17 protein-coding genes are annotated in these 18,701 nt (G+C 70.5%); 6 read left to right on the top strand and 11 right to left on the bottom strand.

The genetic code is table 11. The features are described from left to right. Window positions 1–101: 101 nt before the first annotated feature. Both rlmB and ACY0MJ_RS05410 read left to right on the top strand, forming a co-directional pair. Window positions 102–836: a 23S rRNA (guanosine(2251)-2'-O)-methyltransferase RlmB gene (gene rlmB, locus ACY0MJ_RS05415; RefSeq protein ID WP_462637300.1), complete on the top strand. Its 735-nt coding sequence runs from the start codon at window positions 102–104 to the stop codon at window positions 834–836. Next, a complete protein-coding gene (locus ACY0MJ_RS05410; RefSeq protein WP_462637299.1) occupies window positions 833–1,549 on the top strand; it encodes an SIR2 family NAD-dependent protein deacylase in 717 nt (238 codons plus the stop codon). The genes rlmB and ACY0MJ_RS05410 overlap by 4 nt, the downstream gene beginning before the upstream one ends. A gap of 3 nt (window positions 1,550–1,552) precedes the next feature. Here ACY0MJ_RS05410 and ACY0MJ_RS05405 read toward each other — a convergent pair whose 3' ends face one another. From ACY0MJ_RS05405 to ACY0MJ_RS05380, 6 genes are read right to left on the bottom strand one after another with little or no spacing between them, the layout of a single operon-like run. After that, window positions 1,553–2,128: a chromate transporter gene (locus ACY0MJ_RS05405; protein WP_462637298.1), complete on the bottom strand. Its 576-nt coding sequence runs from the start codon at window positions 2,126–2,128 to the stop codon at window positions 1,553–1,555. Then, window positions 2,125–2,712, bottom strand: coding sequence for a chromate transporter (locus ACY0MJ_RS05400; RefSeq protein WP_462637297.1), 588 nt, complete (start codon window positions 2,710–2,712; stop codon window positions 2,125–2,127). Before ACY0MJ_RS05400 ends, ACY0MJ_RS05405 begins: the two co-directional genes overlap by 4 nt. Window positions 2,713–2,720: 8 nt before the next feature. Next, the gene (locus ACY0MJ_RS05395; RefSeq protein WP_462637473.1) at window positions 2,721–3,617 is read right to left on the bottom strand and encodes a DMT family transporter; all 897 of its coding nucleotides are present in this window, start codon (window positions 3,615–3,617) and stop codon (window positions 2,721–2,723) included. Beyond that, window positions 3,614–4,540: a bifunctional helix-turn-helix transcriptional regulator/GNAT family N-acetyltransferase gene (locus tag ACY0MJ_RS05390; RefSeq protein ID WP_462637295.1), complete on the bottom strand. Its 927-nt coding sequence runs from the start codon at window positions 4,538–4,540 to the stop codon at window positions 3,614–3,616. The genes ACY0MJ_RS05395 and ACY0MJ_RS05390 overlap by 4 nt, the downstream gene beginning before the upstream one ends. A 58-nt stretch (window positions 4,541–4,598) precedes the next feature. Continuing rightward, a complete protein-coding gene (locus ACY0MJ_RS05385) occupies window positions 4,599–6,746 on the bottom strand; it encodes a 3-hydroxyacyl-CoA dehydrogenase NAD-binding domain-containing protein (RefSeq protein WP_462637294.1) in 2,148 nt (715 codons plus the stop codon). After that, window positions 6,746–7,951 carry an acetyl-CoA C-acetyltransferase gene (locus ACY0MJ_RS05380; RefSeq protein WP_462637293.1) on the bottom strand — a complete coding sequence of 402 codons (1,206 nt, stop codon included), beginning with the start codon at window positions 7,949–7,951 and terminating at the stop codon, window positions 6,746–6,748. Before ACY0MJ_RS05380 ends, ACY0MJ_RS05385 begins: the two co-directional genes overlap by 1 nt. Window positions 7,952–8,107: 156 nt before the next feature. Between ACY0MJ_RS05380 and ACY0MJ_RS05375 the strand changes: the two genes are divergently transcribed. From ACY0MJ_RS05375 to ACY0MJ_RS05365, 3 genes are read left to right on the top strand one after another with little or no spacing between them, the layout of a single operon-like run. Beyond that, the gene (locus ACY0MJ_RS05375) at window positions 8,108–10,528 is read left to right on the top strand and encodes a DUF6351 family protein (RefSeq protein WP_462637292.1); all 2,421 of its coding nucleotides are present in this window, start codon (window positions 8,108–8,110) and stop codon (window positions 10,526–10,528) included. A gap of 11 nt (window positions 10,529–10,539) precedes the next feature. Further along, entirely contained in the window at window positions 10,540–11,703 is a 1,164-nt protein-coding gene (locus ACY0MJ_RS05370) for an acyl-CoA dehydrogenase family protein (protein WP_462637291.1), read from the top strand. Between the two features lie 5 nt (window positions 11,704–11,708). Continuing rightward, window positions 11,709–12,179 (top strand): tellurite resistance TerB family protein, encoded by a 471-nt coding sequence (locus tag ACY0MJ_RS05365; RefSeq protein ID WP_462637290.1) that lies wholly within the window; start codon window positions 11,709–11,711, stop codon window positions 12,177–12,179. Between the two features lie 103 nt (window positions 12,180–12,282). Here ACY0MJ_RS05365 and ACY0MJ_RS05360 read toward each other — a convergent pair whose 3' ends face one another. From ACY0MJ_RS05360 to araD, 4 genes are all read right to left on the bottom strand, one after another. Beyond that, window positions 12,283–12,783, bottom strand: coding sequence for a hypothetical protein (locus ACY0MJ_RS05360; RefSeq protein ID WP_462637289.1), 501 nt, complete (start codon window positions 12,781–12,783; stop codon window positions 12,283–12,285). A 103-nt stretch (window positions 12,784–12,886) separates the two neighbouring features. Further along, on the bottom strand, window positions 12,887–13,357 hold the full coding sequence (locus ACY0MJ_RS05355; protein WP_462637288.1) for a J domain-containing protein: 471 nt from the start codon (window positions 13,355–13,357) through the stop codon (window positions 12,887–12,889). A gap of 105 nt (window positions 13,358–13,462) precedes the next feature. Continuing rightward, window positions 13,463–13,786 carry a hypothetical protein gene (locus ACY0MJ_RS05350; protein WP_462637287.1) on the bottom strand — a complete coding sequence of 108 codons (324 nt, stop codon included), beginning with the start codon at window positions 13,784–13,786 and terminating at the stop codon, window positions 13,463–13,465. Between the two features lie 99 nt (window positions 13,787–13,885). Then, entirely contained in the window at window positions 13,886–15,616 is a 1,731-nt protein-coding gene (gene araD / locus ACY0MJ_RS05345) for an L-arabinonate dehydratase (RefSeq protein WP_462637286.1), read from the bottom strand. A gap of 288 nt (window positions 15,617–15,904) precedes the next feature. On the opposite strand from araD, the gene ACY0MJ_RS05340 reads away from it, so the two are divergent. Beyond that, a complete protein-coding gene (locus tag ACY0MJ_RS05340; protein ID WP_462637285.1) occupies window positions 15,905–18,067 on the top strand; it encodes an AAA family ATPase in 2,163 nt (720 codons plus the stop codon). 35 nt (window positions 18,068–18,102) lie between these two features. On the opposite strand, the gene ACY0MJ_RS05335 is transcribed toward ACY0MJ_RS05340, so the two are convergent. Next, window positions 18,103–18,684: a DUF2059 domain-containing protein gene (locus ACY0MJ_RS05335; protein WP_462637284.1), complete on the bottom strand. Its 582-nt coding sequence runs from the start codon at window positions 18,682–18,684 to the stop codon at window positions 18,103–18,105. Window positions 18,685–18,701: the final 17 nt, after the last annotated feature.

The following is an 18,701-nucleotide window of genomic DNA, read 5'->3' as shown; positions in this document are numbered from 1 at the left end:
GGAAGGCAACTTTTTTTTGGCTGTCTTTTGCGACCTTTGCGTAGCCTTTGCGACCTTTGCGTCCGGCTGTCCGTATTCCTTCTGCGCTCGATAATCACCCGATGTCCGCCCCCAAGGTCCTGTTCGGCTTCCATGCCGTCGGCGTGCGCCTGCGCACTGCGCCGAAGTCCATCCTCGAGCTCTATGTCGACGCCACGCGCAGGGATGCGCGCATGCGCCAGTTCCTGCAGAAGGCGCAGGAGGCCGGCTTGCGGCCCATCGAGGCCGATGGCCTGCGGCTGGCGCGGCTCGCGGGCAGCGCCGGCCACCAGGGCGTCGTCGCCCGCGTGGAAGCCCTGCAGGCCACGACCTCGCTGGACGACCTGCTCGACGGACTGCAGGTGCCCCCGCTGCTGCTGGTGCTCGATGGCGTGACCGATCCGCACAACCTGGGCGCCTGCCTGCGCGTGGCCGACGGCGCCGGCGCGCACGCGGTGATCGCGCCCAAGGACCACGCCGTGGGCATCAACGCCACGGTCGCCAAGGTGGCGAGCGGTGCCGCCGAGACGGTGCCGTACTTCATGGTCACCAACCTCGCGCGCACCCTGGGCGAGCTGAAGGAGCGCAACATCTGGTGCCTGGGCCTGAGCGACGAGGCGACGCAGACGCTGTACCAGTCGGACCTGAAGGGCGCCACGGCCCTGGTGCTCGGCGCCGAGGGCACCGGCCTGCGCCAGCTGACGCGCAAGACCTGCGACGCGCTTGTGTCCATCCCGATGCTGGGCGCCGTCGAGAGCCTGAACGTCTCGGTGGCCAGCGGCATCTGCCTGTACGAAGCGGTGCGCCAGCGGCAGTGAACGGGAAGGTCCGCGACTGGCTCCGCGCGGCATGCCGCATCGTGCTGCTGAGCGGCGCCGGCATGAGCGCCGAATCGGGCGTGCCGACCTTCCGCGATGCCCAGTCCGGGCTGTGGGCCAAGTTCCGGCCCGAGGAACTGGCGACGGAAGCGGCCTTCCGCGCGAAGCCGGAGATGGTGTGGGACTGGTATGCGCAGCGCCGCGAGGCCATCGCGCGGGTCCGGCCGAACGCGGGGCACCTGGCGATCGCGCAGTTCCAGCAGCGCCATCCCGGCCGGCTCACCGTCGTCACCCAGAACGTCGACGGCCTGCACCAGCGGGCCGGCTCGCCGGGCGTGCTGGCCCTGCACGGCAACATCGCGGAAGACCGCTGGCTGGATCCGCCGAGGCGCTGCTGCAATGTCGATCGCCTGCCGCCGGGCCGTCCGCCGCGCTGCCCGGCCTGCGGCAACCTGCGCCGGCCGGCGGTGGTCTGGTTCGGGGAGATGCTGCCCGTGGCGGAGCTGGAAGCAGCGGAAGCCGCGGCGGCCGCCTGCGACCTGATGCTGGTGGTGGGGACCTCGGGAGTCGTCTATCCGGCCGCGGGCCTGGCGCGCACGGCCCGCGGCCGCGTCGTGATCGTCAACCCCGAACCCAGCGCGCTGGATGACGCGGCGGACGCGGTGCTCGCCGGCACGGCGGCCGGGATCCTGCCGGCCTTGCTGGCGGATTGAAGCTCACACCAGGCCGAACCAGCCGAGCAGGGCGCCTGCGCCCAGCAGCCACAGCAGGTGCAGCCGCGTGCGCCACACGATCACGGTACTCACGATCGTCACCGCCCACAGCGACCAGTTCGCGAGCGCGTAGCCGGTGCCCGTCGCCAGGATCCAGCCGGTGGCGATCAGCAGGGCCACCACCAGCGGCGCCATCCCCTGCTTGAACGCGCGCACCGCGCGCCGGTCGCGGTTGCGGTGGCTCCAGTGCGCCGTGAGGTACACGAGCATCGAGCTGGGCAGGATGATGCCGCCCAGGCACAGCAGGGTGCCCAGCAGCGCCGCCCACAAGCCGCCGGCATTGAGGCCGACGTTCCAGCCCATGAGGGCCGTGAACAGCACGTTGGGCCCCGGCGCCGCCTGCGCGATGGCGATGGACGCGCTGAACTGCGGGTCGGTGAGCCAGGCCTTGTCCTCCACCAGGAAGCGGTGCATGCCGGGCGCGGTGGTGATCGCTCCGCCCACGCACAGCAGCGACAGCGCGAGGAAATGCCCGAACAGCGACAGCCAGTCGGCCAGGTGCAGCTGGATGGGGTTCACGGCGACAGCTTCCGGTACGCGAGCACGCAGCTCACGAGGCCCAGCGCCAAGAGAGACCAGATCAGCGGCAGCTTCAGCCAGGCCATCGCGCCGAACATCAGCACGCCGAAGACGAGGCACAGGGGCGGGCCCAGCACGTTCTTGCGCAGCGCAGGCAGCAGCTTCAGTCCCGTGGCCGTGATGAGTCCCGCGGCGACCGCGCCCATGCCGCGCAGCGCGCCGGCCACCTGCGGGCTGGACGCGTAGTGCGCGTAGACCAGCGCGAGGCCCAGGACCACGAGCAGCGGGAAGACCAGGATGCCGGCGAGGGCGGCCAGCGCGCCGCGCAGGCCGAAGTAGCGGGCGCCCAGCGTGATGGACAGGTTCACCACGTTGGGCCCCGGCATGATCTGCGCCACCGCCCATTCCTCGATGAACTCCTCGCGCGTCATCCAGCGCTTGTTCTCCACCAGCTCGCGCTGCACGACGGCCAGCACGCCGCCGAAACCCTGCAGGGCGAGCAGCGAGAAGGAGACGAACAGGTCGGTGAGGGACGCGGGACGGGCGCTGGCCTCGGCGGGCAAGGCTTCGGACGGGGACGACATGCGCGCGATTATCCGTGGCGGCGGGCCGCTTGCACCGGCGCCGGCGCGGTCGCGGCCCACAGGCCGATCGCGATGAGCGCCAGCGCGCCCAGCATGTCCGGCGCGAGCGGCTCGCCCAGCAGCGACCAGCCCAGGACGGCCGCCGTGACCGGGTTCAGCGCGAGGAACACCGTCACGCGCGTGGGCGATTCGTGCTTCAGCGCGTACAGCCACCAGAAGTAGCCGATGCCGCTGGAGAAGCCGATGAACAGCACCACGCCCCAGGCGGAGGCGCCCAGCCCTCCGATCCGGGCAGGCCAGCCCTCGCCAAGCGCGATGACGGCCAGGAACAACACCGAGGCCAGCATCGCGAACGCCGACACGGGCACGGTGGGATAGCGTTGCAGCCAAGGGCGGTACAGCACGCTGCACAGCGCGCCGACGCAGGCCGAGGCGAACACGGCGAGCTCGCCCCACCAGCCTCCGGCGTGCCCGGCCTGCAGCTTGGGCGCGAGCGAGAGCGCCACGCCGGCGATCGACAGCAGCACGCCCGCGGCGAGCCGCGGCGTCACCTGCTCGCGCCCCAGCGCCGCGCCGAGCAGCAGCGTGAGCAGCGGGAAGAGGCTGAAGATCAGCGCCGCCGGCGCCGCGGCCACCGTCTGCAGGCCCCAGTTCAGCAGCGCGATCAGGATGCCGAACTGGCCCGTGCCCAGGGCCGCCATCGCCAGCAGGTCGCGCGCGGGCGGACGTTCGCGCAGGCCCCGCAGGGCGGCGAGCGCGAAGGGCAGCAGGCACAGGAAGCCGATCGCGTAGCGCAGCATGGCGAGCGTCAGCGGCGGCACTTCGGCCACGACGAAGCGCGACGCGACGATGGCCGCGCCCACCTGCACGCCGGTGGCGGCGGCGGCCGCGAGGGCGAGGTTCAGAGCTTCAGCTCCCAGGTCTCGCTCACCAGCCGCTGGCCGAAGGCCTCGGCGGGTTCGCTCTCCTTCAGCACGAAGCCGCGTGACGCGTAGATGCCCCGCGCGGCGACGAGGATGCTCTGCGTCCACAGCACCATCCGGCGATAGCCGGCGGCGCGCGCGAAGGCGATGCATTCGTCGACGAGCCGCCCTCCGAGGCCCAGCCCCCGGGCCTCCGGCCGCAGGATCAGCAGGCGCAGCTTGGCGACGGTGTCGGACTGCCGCACGACGAACACCGAGCCCGCGCGCTCCCCGTCGACCTCCGCGATCCAGCCCTTCTCGCGCCCCGGGCGGAACTCGCGGATGTACTTCGCCGCGATCTCCGCCACCAGGGCCTCGAAGGTGGCGTCGAAGCCGTACTCGCGCGCATAGACCTCGCCGTGCTGCTGCACCACCCAGCCCAGGTCGCCCGGACCGGGATCGCGCAGGACCACCTGCCGCTCGTTCGCCGCGCCGGGCTCGAGCAGCTGGTGCACGGTGGACAGGGCTTCGATCAGGCGCGGGCGCGCGGCCGCGGGCACCGTCGCGAGCAGGGCGGCCGTCTCGTCGCGGGACTTCTGCTGCAGGGGCGCGAAGGTGGCGTAGCCGGCTTCCGTGAGACGCAGCAGGTGCTGCCGGCCGTCGCTCGGGGAGGGCTCCCGCGCGATCCAGCCGCGGTCCTCGAAGCGGCGCAGGATGCGGCTGAGGTAGCCGGGGTCCAGTTCCAGGTCGCGCACGAGCTCGCGCGCGGTGAGCGGCGGGCGGTGCGCCAGCTCGTAGAGCACGCGCACCTCGGTGAGCGTGAAGTCGGTGTCCAGGTAGCGCTTCAGCACGCCGATGCGCTGCGTGTAGAAGCGGTTGAAGGCGCGCACGGCCTTCACGTGCGACTTGGCGACGGCGGAACCCATCCCGGCAGTGTCGCCGAAATTCCTTGCCGCAGTCAACGATCTGCGGCGACCCCGGGCCTCAGTACTTCGGCTCGAAACGTCGGATCGCGTCCTTCACCTGCGGCGCCACCACGAAGCCGGGGCCGTGCTTCGCCGCCAGGACTTCCGCCCGGTGCAGGAAGGCGTCGATTCCCGTGCCGTAGATGAACTGCATCGCCCCGCCGGTCCAGCCCGGGAAGCCGATGCCGAAGATCGAGCCGACGTTGGCGTCGTGCACGCTGGTGAGCACGCCTTCGGCCAGGCAGCGCGCGGTCTCGATGGACTGCCGGTACAGCAGCCTGTCCCTGAGTTCCTGCAGGTCCCAGGCGGCGTCGGGCTTCTCGAAGAGCTCCTTCAGCCGGGGCCACAGGAACTTCTTCGCGCCTTTCTCCGCCGGGTACTCGTAGAAGCCGGCGCCGGCGGCCCGGCCGTTGCGGTCGAACTCCTTCACCATGCGCTCCACCAGCAATTCGCCGGGCGTCGCGATGTAGGTCCGGCCCTCGGCGCGGAAGTCGGCACGCGTCTGGTCCAGCACGTGCACCGACAGCGACAGCGCCGTTTCGTCCAGCACCGCGAGCGGCCCCACCGGCATGCCGGCCTGGAGGCCGGCCTGTTCCACCACCGCGGCCGGGATGCCTTCGCCGACCATCGCCGCGCCTTCCATCACGAAGGTGCCGAACACCCGGCTGGTGAAGAAACCGCGCGCGTCGTTCACCACGATCGGGATCTTGCCGAGCGCCTGCACGTAGTCGTAGGCGCGCGCCACCGTCTCGTCGTCGGTCTCGCGGCCGCGGATGATCTCCACCAGCCGCATCCTGTCCACGGGACTGAAGAAGTGGATGCCGACGAATTTCGCCGGCCGGGCGCTCGCCTGCGCCAGGCCGCTGATCGGGAGGGTGGAGGTGTTGCTCGCGAAGAAGCCGCCGGCGGCCAGCAGCGGCTCGGCCTCGCGCGTCACCCTGGCCTTCAGCTCGCGGTTCTCGAACACCGCCTCGATGATCAGGTCGCAGCCCTGCAGGTCGGCCGCGCGCTCGGTCGGCGTGATGCGCGCGAGCAGCGCCTGCTGCTCCACCGGTTGCATCCGGCCCTTGTCCACGCGCGCCTGCGCGAGCCTGGCGCCATGGGCCTTGCCGGCCTCGGCCTTCTCCAGGGAGACGTCCTTCAGCACCGTGGCGATGCCGCGGCTGGCCTGCGCCCAGGCGATGCCGGCGCCCATCATCCCGGCGCCGAGGATGCCCACCTTCGCCGGCTTCCAGCGGCCTTCCACCGGCGGGCGCGACTCGCCGGCCTTGATCGCGTTCAGGTCGAAGAAGAAGGTGTTGATCATGTTCCGCGCCACCGGCGAGACGATCACCTTCGCGAGCCAGCGGCTCTCGATGCGCAGCGCCGTGTCGAAGTCCACCAGCGCGCCTTCCACCATGGCGGCCAGCGCCGCCTCGGGGGCAGGGTAGAGGCCGCGCGTCTTCTGCTTCAGCATGGCCGGCGCGACGGCCAGCATGCCCGCGATCTTCGGGTTGGCGGGCGTGCCCCCGGGCATGCGGTAGTCCTTCGCGTCCCAGGGCTGCTGCGCCTGCGGGTTCGCGGCGATCCAGGCGAGCGCCGCGCCGCGCAGCGCGGACGCGTCCGGCACCAGTTCGTGCACCAGCCCGAGCTCCAGCGCCTCGCGCGGGCCGAACAGCTTGCTTTCCAGGATGTACGGCTGCGCGCCCACGAGGCCCAGCAGGCGCGTCATCTTGGTGATGCCGGAAGCCCCGGGGATCAGCCCCAGCGTGATCTCCGGCAGGCCCAACTGGATCTTCGGATCGTCGACCGCGATGCGGTGGTGCGCGGCCAGCGCGAGTTCCCAGCCGCCGCCCAGCGCCGCGCCGTTGAGGCAGGCGACGACCGGCTTGCCCAGCGTCTCCAGCGTGCGGAAGTTCTTCTTGACCCGCTCGATCTCGTGGAACACGCGCGGCCCGTCCTGCGGCTGCAGGCGCATCGTGGCCTTGAGGTCGGCGCCGGCGAAGAAGGTGGACTTGGCCGACGCGAGCACGATGCCCCGCAGCGCGTCGCGGTCCTGGACGACGCGCTGCACCGCCTCGCCGAGGTCCTGCTGCCAGGCCTCGCACATCGTGTTGACCGGCGAGCCCGGCTCGTCGAAGGTGAGCGTCGCGATCCCGTCGGCGAGTTCGTAGCGGATGGTCTTCATCAGACCGCCTCGACGATGGTCGCGATGCCCATGCCGCCGCCCACGCACAGCGTGGCCAGGCCGTAGCGGAGCTTGCGGCGGTGCAGTTCGTCCACCAGCGTGTTGAGGATCATGGCGCCGGTGGCGCCGAGCGGATGGCCCATCGCGATCGCCCCGCCGTTGACGTTGAGCTTCTCGTGCGGCACGCCCATCTCGCGCATGAACTTCATGGGCACGGCGGCGAAGGCCTCGTTGACCTCGAACAGGTCGATCTGGTCCACCGTCATGCCCGCCTTGGCGAGCGCCTTGCGGGCGGCCGGCATCGGCCCGGTGAGCATGATGGTCGGGTCGGCGCCCGAGAGCGCCGCCGCGACGATGCGCGCGCGCGGCTTCAGGCCGTGCGTGCGGCCGGCGGCCTCGCTGCCGATGAGGACGGCCGCGGCGCCGTCGACGATGCCCGAGGAGTTGCCGGCGTGGTGCACGTGGTGGATGCGCTCGACCTGCGGATAGCGGCTGATCGCCACCTGGTCGAAGCCCATCGCGCCCAGCTGCTCGAACGCGGGCTTCAGGGAGGCCAGGCCTTCCATCGTGGTGTGCGGCTTGATGAACTCGTCCTGCTCCAGGATCACCTGGTCCAGGAAGTCCTTGACGGGCACCACGCTGCCGGCGAAGAAGCCGCCCTCGCGGGCGCGCGCGGCGCGCTTCTGCGATTCCAGCGCGTACGCGTCCACGTCCTCGCGGTCGAAGCCTTCGAGCGTGGCGATCAGGTCGGCGCCGATGCCCTGCGGCACGAAGGCGGTGGCCGCATTCGTCTCCGGGTCCTGTGCCCAGGCGCCGCCGTCGGAGCCTATGGGAACGCGGCTCATGCTCTCCACGCCGCCGGCCACCACCAGGTCTTCCCAGCCGGAGCGCACCTTCTGCGCGGCCATGTTCACCGCCTCCAGGCCGGAGGCGCAGAAACGGTTGAGCTGGACGCCGGAACAGCGCCAGTCCCAGCCGGCCTTGAGCGCCGCCACCTTGGCGATCACCGAGCCCTGTTCGCCGATCGGCGAGACGACGCCCATCACGACGTCGTCGACCTGGCCGGTGTCGAAGTCGTTGCGGCGCTGCAGCTCGCCCAGCACGCCGGCCAGCAGGTCCACGGGCTTCACTTCGTGCAGGCTGCCGTCCTTCTTGCCCTTGCCGCGCGGGGTGCGGATGGCGTCGTAAACGTAGGCTTCGGTCATGCGGTCTCCTCGCGTTCGCCGCAGTATAGGCAGCGCCCCCGTGTCGCGCAGGCGACGGGTACGGGGTTTCTCGCATGTCGGGGCGGCCGCTCCGGCTCCTAGATTGGCTCCAGCCCGCCGATGCGAGCGGGCCTCCCCCGACTGAAGGAGATCCTCATGCAAGCCAGAAGGTACTCGCCACGCCTGCACGCGTGGCGCCTGGGCGCTTGCGCCCTGGCATCCCTGGTCCTCGCCGCGTGTGGCGGCGGGGGCGGCGACCCCGGCGCCAGCCTGCAACTGCAGGCATCCGGCAAGGGCGTGGGCCCGCTCGCGCTGCGCACCGTCAACAACCGCGCGGACCTGGTCAGCGGCGGCGACGCGCTGGTCGAGGTCTCGGGACCGCCGGGGCAGGTGCGCTCCGGCGCGGTGACGATCCGGCGCAACGGCGTGGACGTGACGTCCGACTTCACGACGACGGGCGAGGGCACCCTGCTGGGGCTCGTCACCGGCCTGGCCGACGGCGAGAACACGGTGGAAGCCAGCTTCCGCGACGGCCCCGCCGCGGCGCTCACGGTCACGAACGCGCCCCGGCAGGGACCGGTGCTCTCGGGCGCCCAGGTGAAGCCGTATTACTGCGCGACGCCGCTGCCGGTGCCGGGCTCGGGCATCGTGCCGACCACGCTGGCGAGCGGCCTGTCCGGCCAGCCGGACGCGGACTGCAACATCGCCACCGAGTACAAGCTGTACTACCGGACGACGGCGGCATCCTGCTCCACCAGCCTGCCCGACCCGAACCCGCCGCAGACCGCGCCGGCGAACGCCTGCTGGAAGCCGTACGACGCGAGCATCGCCGCCGCCGACATCGCGACGACCACCACCGACGCCGGCGTCACGGTGCCCATGATCGTGCGGGTCGAGCGCGGCACGATGAACCGCGGCATCTACGACATCGCGGTGCTGTTCGATCCCGCGGCCGGCTGGACGGCGCTCGCCCCGCAGGCCGGCTGGAACCGCAAGGTCTACTACAGCTTCGGCGCCAGCACCGGCCAGCCGCGGCGGCAGGCGCGCCCGGCGACGAACTGGACCTCGCTGGAGCAGCAGCTGCGGCGCGGCTACCTGGTCGTGCAGAACAGCATGAGCGACTCCTCGCGCAATTCCAACCGCGTGCTCATGAGCGAGACGGTGATGATGATGAAGGAGCACATCGCCGACACCTACGGCGCCATCCTGTACACGCTGGGCACCGGCTGCTCCGGCGGCTCCATCAACTCCAACATGAACGCCTCCATCAGCCCCGGCCTGCTGGACGGCGTGATCACCAGCTGCACCTACCCCGATTCGGAAACGACCTCCATGGAGGTCGGCGACTGCACGCTGCTGGTGGAGGCCTACCAGAAGATGCAGCTCGCCGGCATCTGGGTGGGGCGTCCGCCCGCGGAGATCAACGCGAAGAAGGCCGCGATCAACGGGCACGTCGACCAGACCGCCTGCCAGGCCTGGTTCAACCTGTTCGGCAGCAACGGCAAGGCCGGCCTCTACAAGCTGAGGCAGGTGTCCAACCATCTGACCGGCGCGATCACGGAAGCGGCCACGCCGACCAACAACTGCGAACTGCCGAACGAGGCGGTCTACGATCCCGCGAACCCCGTGGCGACGGCCGATCGCGCCCGTTGCAACGCCTGGTCCTGGGCCGAGTCGATCTGGGGCAGGGTCCCGGGCAGCGCCGCGGCGCGCGACACGCGCGACAACGTCGGCGTGCAGTACGGGCTGAAGGCGCTGCGCGACCACGCGATCAGCGCCGAGGAGTTCGTCACGCTCAACGAGATCGTCGGCGGCAGCGACCGCGACTCCACGCCGAGGGCGGCCCGCAGCATGGCCGATCCCGAGGCGCTGGCCATCGCGTACCGGGCCGGCATCGTCGGGTCGGGACGGCAGTTCGCCACGACGCCCATCATCGACCTGCGCGGCTGGGACGACTCGCTCATCACGCTGCCGCCCGGCACGCCGCCTTCGACCGGCATCCACCACATGTGGTTCAGCTGGGCGATCCGCGACCGGATCACGCGCGACTACGGCGATGCGGGCAACCAGGCGCTGTGGCGCTGGTCGCACGGCAACTTCTCCCTGCCGCCCGGCACCATGGCGCTCGAGGCGCTGTCCGCGATGGACCAGTGGCTCACGGACCTGGTGGCCAGCACCAGCACGGACACGATCGAACAGAAGGTGCGCGCCACGCGGCCGGCGAGCACGCGCGATTTCTGCATCCGCCCGTCCGACACGGCCACGCGCATCCACGACATGGACGTCTGCGACCAGGACCCGTTCCTGAAGCCCTCCCTGTCCCCGCGCCAGGTGGCGGGCGGCCCGCGCAGCGAGGACGTCCTGAAGTGCCAGCGCAAGCCGCTGGATGCGGCCGACTACGGCGACGTCACCTTCACCGGCGACCAGTGGGCGCGCCTGCAGGCGGTGTTCGCCACCGGCGTGTGCGACTGGAGCCGGCCCGGCGTCGGCCAGCAGGCCGCCGTGGGCCCGCTCAGCTTCCGCGCCGGCCCCGGCGGACAGCCCTTGCCGCCGGCCCCCGTGTCGCGAAAGAAGTAAGCTCCCCGCGCATGATCGAACGCACGCTTTTCGACGCCGGCCACGAGGCCTTCCGCGCCGCCTTCCGGCGCTTCGTGGACAGGGAAGTCGCCCCCTTCCACGCGGCGTGGGAGGAGCAGGGCTGCGTGGACCGCGAACTCTGGCGCAAGGCCGGGGCCGCCGGCTACCTGTGCCCGACGATGCCCGAGGCCTTCGGCGGTGCCGGCGTCGACAAGCTGTATTCGGTCGTGCAGATGGAGGAACTCGCGCGCGGCGGCTTCACCGGCGTCGGCTTCGGGCTGCACAGCGAGATCGTCGCGCCCTACATCCTCCATTACGGCACGCAGGAGCAGAAGGAGCGCTACCTCCCGAAGCTGGCCAGCGGCGAGATGGTGGGCGCCATCGCGATGAGCGAGCCGGCCGCCGGCAGCGACCTGCAGGGCATCCGCAGCACGGCGCTGCGCCAGGACGACGGCAGCTACCTGCTCCATGGCAGCAAGACCTTCATCACCAACGGCTGGCATGCCGACCTGGTGGTCGTGGTCGCCAAGACGGACCCTGCCGCGGGCGCGAAGGGCACGAGCCTGCTGCTGGTGGAGCGCGGCATGCCCGGTTTCGAGAAGGGCCAGCGCCTGAAGAAGCTGGGCCTGAAGGCGCAGGACACCTCGGAGCTGTTCTTCGACAACGTGCGCGTTCCGGCGGCCAACCTGCTGGGCGGCGAGGTCATGGTCAACCGCGGCTTCGTCTGCCTGATGGAGCAGCTGCCCTGGGAGCGCCTGCAGATCGCGGTGACCGCCGTGGCGGCGGCCCAGGCCGCGATCGACTGGACGGTGCAGTACGTGAAGGACCGGCGCGTCTTCGGCCAGCCGGTCGCGGCCTTCCAGAACACGCGCTACACGCTCGCAGAACTGCAGACTGAAGTGCAGGTGGCGCGCGTGTTCGTGGACCGCTGCCTGGAGCTGGTGCTCCAGGACAAGCTCGACACCGCCACCGCCAGCATGGCCAAGTACTGGACCAGCGACCTGCAGTGCAAGGTGATGGACGAGTGCGTGCAGCTGCACGGCGGCTACGGCTACATGTGGGAGCAGCCGATCACGCGCGCCTACGCCGACGCCCGCGTGCAGCGCATCTACGGCGGCACCAACGAGATCATGAAGGAGGTCATCACCCGGGCCATGGGACTGGGCGGAAAATAGGGCCCATGTTGCGTTCCCTGAAAGAGTTGTTCGACGCGCTGGCGCCGGAGGCGCGGCCGTCGCCCGAGCAGGAAGAGCACGCGCTGCAGCTGGCCTGCGCCGTGCTGCTGGTGGAAACGATGCGCGCCGAGCCCGACGTGCAGCCGCAGGAGCGCGCCGCCGTGCTGGCGGCGCTGCGCCGCAAGTTCGCGCTGCCGTCCGACGAGCTCGACCAGTTGGTGGCCGAGGCCGAGCAGGTGTCCCGCGGCGCCAACGACTTCTTCGCCTTCACCTCCACCATCAACGACCGCTTCGGCCAGCCGCAGAAGATCCGGATGGTCGAGTTCATGTGGCAGGTCGCCTATGCCGACGGCGCCATCGGCGCCAACGAGAACCACCTGATCTCCAAGATCGCCGGCCTGCTGCACGTCACCCACGGCGAGTACATCGGCGCCAAGCTGCGCGCGAAGGAAGCCGCCGGCCTGGGCGCGCCATGAAACACCTTCGCGCCGGGCCGGCTTCACAAGCCGCGCGCGGCGTGCTGGAGCAGCTCACGCGCGGACCGGCCCGCAGGCGCTGAGCGCCTGGGCGAGGCCTGGATCAATAGCGACCCGGATCGCGCGGATAGCGGTCGTCGCGGTTGACGATGCCGTCGCGGTCGCGGTCTCCCCAGGGGCCGCGCCGGCCTTCCGAGGAGGCGTAGTTGTCGCTGCGCACCCACGTGCCGCCCACCAGGTACCAGGAGCCGTCGGAGCGCTGTTCCCAGTGCGCGGCCTGCCAGGCGTAGCCCGGCCGCGCCGCCACCCATTCACCGCCGCGCCAGGTGTAGCGGCCGTTGTCCCACACGTAGTGGCCGGGCGACCAGATGTAGCCTTCGCGGGCCAGCGGCACCGCTTCGTACAGCGGCGCCGGCGGGGCGTAGCGCGGCACCAGCACCGACTGGTCGGGCGAGTTGTACACGGGCACGCCGCCGTAGTAGCTGGGGCCGTAGTTCGGGGCGTAGCCGGTGCCGGCCACGACGGCGGGCACGGCCTGCGCGACCGAGGCCAGGCCCAGCAGGGAGCCGGCCGCGAGCGCGGCGAGCAGGTTCTTGCGGTTCATGGATCACTCCTTGTCTGATGAGGACAAAGGTGCAGCCGCGCTGGCGCGAAGGGCATCGGACCGGGCCGCCACCCCCCGTCAGCTTCGTCTGGCGAGGAACCGATCAGCTGCGCGGCGGCGGGCAGGCGGCGGGCTGCGCGGCCGCCAGCTGGCAGGGCGGCACCGCCGCCGGCGCGGTCGCCGCGCGCGCGGGCATCGCGGTGAGGTACAGCGCCGTGGCGACCGTGCCCAGCGCGATCAGCATGGTCGCGAACAGCAGGTACCAGGGCCAGCTGACCGCCGGATGCAGGTAGGCCCACAGGTGCTCGGGCACCGGCGACGCCGGCGGCAGCGGACGGCGCGCGCGCTCGGCGCGGCGGATCCACAGGTCGTGCTCGGCGCGGCGGTGCGCGTCGGACAGCACTTCGTAGGCGGCGTTGATGGCGGCCATGGCCCGCGACGCATTGGCGTTGCCGGGCATCTTGTCGGGATGGTATTTCTGCGCCAGCTTGCGGTACGCGGCGCGGACGCGCTCGGGCGGCGCGTCACGCTCGACCTGCAGCACGTCGTAATAGGTGGGGAGGGTCCCGGCCATCGCTACGATTTTCATAGCTCCGTGCGCAGGCCGTCCAGAAAAAGCGCGCATGTCGTCAGCGGTTGTGGGCCCGCTGCTACAAAAAGAGCAGCTGGCTGCGGGGGGTCACGCGATCCGGTGGCGCAGCGAAGTGGCGAACAGGCGCGGGATGGGCATGTGGAAGCGCTGGCGCTGCTCGGCGAGCCCGCGCGCGTGCCGCGGCAGGCAGGAGGTCTCGTTGCGCGCGTCGACGGCCACCGCCGTCAGCGCGCCTTCGGCCGAGCGGTGGTGCTCGCCGCCGAAGATCTTGAACGCGCAGTCCGCTTCCCAGTAGGAGGACGGCCGGGTCCAGCAGACCTTGGCATAGCTGCAGAAGTGCTGGCCGTCGTCCGTCGGCGCCGCATAGGCCGCCAGGTAGAAGCCGTTGACCGGGCCCCAGATCCTTTCCATGTGTACTGCTCCCTGCTGCTTGCTTCGGCGGCAGTGTGCGGCACGAGCTGCTGGGCCGTGACGCGCGGGACAGCAGTTTGCGGCGTGGTCCTACACGGGTCAGAAGATGTCGGGCTCGCCGGCGGCCTCGCCGAACTGCGTGCGCAGGAAGTCCATGTCGCAGCCTTCGTCCGCCTGCAGGATGTGCTCGGTGAACATCCAGCCGTAGCCGCGCGCGAAGCGGGGGGCCGGCGGCGCCCACGCGGCGCGGCGCCGCGCCAGCTCCTCGTCGGTGACTTCCATCCGGATGCTGCGGCCGGGCACGTCCACGGCGATGCGGTCGCCGGTGCGCACCAGCGCGAGGTTCCCGCCCACAAAGGCCTCGGGCGCGACGTGCAGCACGCAGGCGCCGTAGCTGGTGCCGCTCATGCGGGCGTCGCTGATGCGCAGCATGTCCCGCTTGCCCTCCTTCAGCAGCTTCACCGGCATGGGGATCATCCCCCACTCGGGCATGCCGGGGCCGCCCTTGGGGCCGGCGTTGCGCAGCACGATCACGTGGTCTTCCGTGACGTCCGCCTGCGGGTCGTCCAGCATCTTCTTCATGGACGGGTAGTCGTCGAATACCAGCGCCGGGCCGCTGTGGCGCAGGAACTTCGCGTCCATCGCCGAGGGCTTGATCACGCAGCCGTCGGGCGCGAGGTTGCCCCGCAGCACCGCGAGCGATCCTTCCGCGTACACGGGATTCGCCAGCGGCCGGATGACGTCGTCGTCGAAGCACTCCGCGTGCGCGATGTTCTCGCCGAGCGTGCGGCCGTTGACCGTCTTCTGGTCCAGCCGGAGGAAGGGCGCCAGGCGCTGCATCAGCGCCGGCAGGCCGCCCGCGTAGTGGAAGTCCTCCATCAGGTAGGCGCTGGTCCCGTTGGGGCGGATGTTGGCCAGCACCGGGACTTCGCGGCTGATGCGGTCGAAGTCCTCCAGGCCGATCTCCTGCCCGGCGCGGCGCGCCTGCGCGATCACGTGGATGATGGCGTTCGTGGAGCAGCCGAGCGCCATGGCGACGGTGATGCCGTTGAGGAAGGCCTCGCGCGTCTGCACCTGCGAGGGCCGCAGGTCCTCGTGCACCATCTCCACGATCCGCCGGCCGCACTGCGCCGCCATCCGCTGATGGCTGGCGTCGACGGCGGGGATGGAGGTCGCGCCCGGCAGCGTCATGCCGATCGCCTCGGCGATGGAGGTCATCGTGCTGGCCGTGCCCATGGTCATGCAGGTGCCGGCGCTGCGGGCGATGCCGCCGATGATGGACTGCCACTGCGGCTCGCTGATCGTGCCGGCGCGGCGCTCGTCCCAGTACTTGAAGGCGTCGGAGCCCGAGCCCAGCGTCTGCCCCCGCGACATGCCGCGCAGCATGGGGCCGGCGGGCAGGAAGATCGCGGGCACGTCGGCGCTGGTCGCGCCCAGCAGCATGGCCGGCGTGGTCTTGTCGCAGCCGCCCATGAGCACCACGCCGTCCACCGGGTAGGCGCGGATCATCTCCTCCACCTCCATCGCCAGCATGTTGCGATAGAGCAGGGCGGAGGGCTTGATCAGGTTCTCGCCGAGCGAGACCGTCGGCAGTTCCAGCGGGAAGCCGCCGGCCTGCAGCACGCCGCGCTTGACCTCGTCCACCCGCTGCTTGAAGTGCTGGTGGCAGGGGTTGTAGTCGTTCCAGTTGTTCAGGATCGCGATGACGGGCTTGCCCTCCCAGTCCTTCGCGTCGTACCCCATCTGCATCACGCGGGAGCGATGGTTGAAGGAGCGGAAGTCGTCGCGGTCCAGCCAGCGCTGGCTGCGGAGTTTCTGGAGCTTGGCCATGGCGCATTGTTGCAGGCCATAAAAAATCCCCCGGGGCACTGCTGCCCCGAGGGGATAAGTAGCCGGGAAAGAAACTTGAAAAAGAACCCGGCTCACTGCGTGAGACTGCCGTTGCCGGGCCGGGGTTCCCCTGCCGCGGGACGGCCCTGCGCGGTGCGGCGGAATGGCAACGCGGGCCTTCGTGAATTTGTCACGTGCGCATCCGCACCCCCGAGGCGCATGCGTAATTGATCTCGCCTCCGAGGAACCCTTTCTGTAGGATGACTCTGACAAGGGATGCCGCAACACATGTCCGACCTGACCGCCAAGGAAGACCCCGTGGACGCCGCCGACGACGGCACCGCGCCCTCGCTCTGGCTCAGCCTGAAGAAATTCGCCTCCCGCGTCTCCGACTGGTTCACGATCCAGTCCACCGCGGTGAAGCTGATGGTGATCGCGGTCGCCATCCTGATCCCCGTCACCGCGAGCTACTCCTTCGTCCTGTGGCAGCGCCAGGCCGCCGTCGCGGAGGAAGTGAAGGCCATGGCCGGCGCGTCCGGCGCCGACGCGCTGTGGACGCTCGACGAGAAGCTGCCCGTGGTCTTCGGCTCCGGCTCGGTGCTCGGCTTCCTCGACACCCACGCGGTGGACCGCATCACGGTGATCTACAAGCCGCTGATGTGGAACGTCTCGGAGCGCATCGTGCTGATCGCCTCCGGCGGCAAGCAGTACGCCTACTACCCCAGCGACATGGAGACCAAGATCTTCACGGACAAGGCGGTCTCCGCCGCCTGGGGCAGCAAGATGGTGTTCATCCCGCGCGCGGAACTGAGCCCGGCCAGCCTGTCCATGCTGGAGAAGCTGGACGAGCGCTTCGCCGGCGCCCGCCCGCAGTCCGAGAAGGACGGCTGGAAAGCCGGCGTGAGCGGCGTGCTCTCGGCGGCCCTCACGATCGGCCTGCTGGGCTTCCTCGCCTTCCACCTGAAGGGCCAGTTCAAGTCGCTGCGCTTCATCGAGCCGAACCAGGTGCACGGCTCGATCGACGACCTCGTGGGCATGGACGACATCAAGTCCGAGGTGCGGCAGATCAAGGACCAGTACGAGCGCCGCGCGGAATACGCCGAGTACGGGATCAACAAGCCGTTCAACGTCATGTTCAGCGGCCCCGCGGGCACCGGCAAGACCAAGCTGGCGAGCTACCTGGCCAAGGAGCTGAACCTGCCGATCCTGTTCCACTCGGCGGCCAACCTCGAGACCGGCTACGTCGCCGGCGGCTCCAACACGCTGGCGCGCATCGCCTCCATGGCCAAGCGCCGCAAGCGCTGCATCGTCTTCCTGGACGAGGCGCAGGACCTGTTCATGAAGCGCGGCGGCCACCGCAAGTTCGACGACGACACGCAGAACATGCTGCTGGCGATCCTGGACGGCGTGCGCACCAAGAGCGACGCCGAGATCATCTGGATCGTGGCCTCGAACTTCAACAGCGAGTCCATGCCCATGGACGACGCGATGCTGCGCCGCTTCCAGATGAAGGTGGACTTCCGCCTGCCGAATAAGGAGGAGCGCCTCGCCATCGTGGAGCACTACCTCGAGCAGCGCGCCGACAAGGTCGCCGAGTCGCTCGACCTGCGCCACCTGGTGGAGGTGACGGAGGGCCGCAGCCCGGCGGACCTGGAGACCATCGTCAACCAGGCCGGCATCAGCGCGGTCCAGGGCGGCGAGCTGATCGACGGCGAGACGCTGATGCGCGCCGCCGAGCGCGTGATGGTGGGCAACGTCAACGCCAACACCACCAAGGAGCGCGAGCGCGACCGCCGCATCATCGCGATCCACGAGTGGGGCCACTTCCTGGTGGACTTCGAGCTGGAGCGCAAGCGCGCCGGCGGCGACTGGGACAAGATCCTCGCCGAGATGAAGACCATCAAGATCTCGCTGAAGGCCAACCCGCGCAACAACGCGCTGGGCTTCGTCTTCCACAAGCAGGGCTCCAACCTGCTGAAGACCAAGGCCGACATCGAGCACGACGTGCGCGTGCTGCTGGGCGGCATGGCCAACGAGGAGCTGTTCTTCGGCGAGGAGGGCACCACCAACGGCGCCCACAACGACATCACGCGCGTCACCAAGCTGCTGCACCACGCGGTGGCGGAGATGGGCATGTACCGCAAGACGCGCCTGAACTTCGGCGCGCTGAACGACTCGGGCAACCGCACGGTGGACGAGGAGACGCGCTCGATCATGGAGATGCAGAGCGAGCGCCTCTACGGCGAGACCAAGGCCACGCTCACGCGCCTGAAGCCGCTCACCGAGCACCTGGCCGGCAAGCTCATGGAGGCGGGCGAGATGAGCCTGAAGGAGGCGCTGGCGGAAATCCGCGCCTTCGAGCTGGCCTGCTTCAGCTTCGACTCGCGCGTGGGCCTGAACGGCTCCAGCAACAACGGCAACGCGCTGCCGGCGCCGGACGCGGCCGCCTGACCGTCATCCCCGCGGAGGCGGGGACCCGGGGCTCCTTACTTCTTCGGTGCCGGCTTCGCTGCCGGTGCCGCCGCGCCCGTCGGCACGCCCAGCCGCTTCGCGATCGTGTCCTCGAGGGCCCGGAAGCGCTGTTCCACCTGGCCGCGCGTGTCGGCGACGACCTTTTCCACGAGCGCGCGCTGCACCTCGCCGCCGGCGGACTGGAAGCGGGCGAGCAGCGGCGACTCGAGCATCGCCACGAGCTGCTTCAGTTCGTCCTCGGTGAACTTCTCCTCCAGCAGCGGCCCCGCGGTGGTCGGGGCGATCTTCATCGCGCGGTCGCGCACCAGCGCGGTGGTCTCGTCGGCGAACTTGCGGACGTCGGCCTGGATGTCCTTGGCCACCGCTTCGCGCTTGTCGGCGGGCACGCGCTGCTGCAGCGCGCCTTCCGCGCGATCGAGCAGCGGCATGAGGGGCTCCTCCACCAGCCCGCGCGCCATCTTGTCGATGGCCGGCTGCTGGATCTTGAGGATGCGGGCGACGAGCTCCTTCTTCGCGGGCGAGGAAGGCGCGGGTTGGGCCTGCACGGAGGCGCAGGCGGCGGCGATCGCGAGGATCAGCAGGGGCTTCTGGAACATCGGCGCAGTGTAATGCC

Source organism: Ramlibacter sp. bp-362, from assembly GCF_054956735.1.
This window is presented reverse-complemented; position numbering and strand designations above follow the sequence as displayed.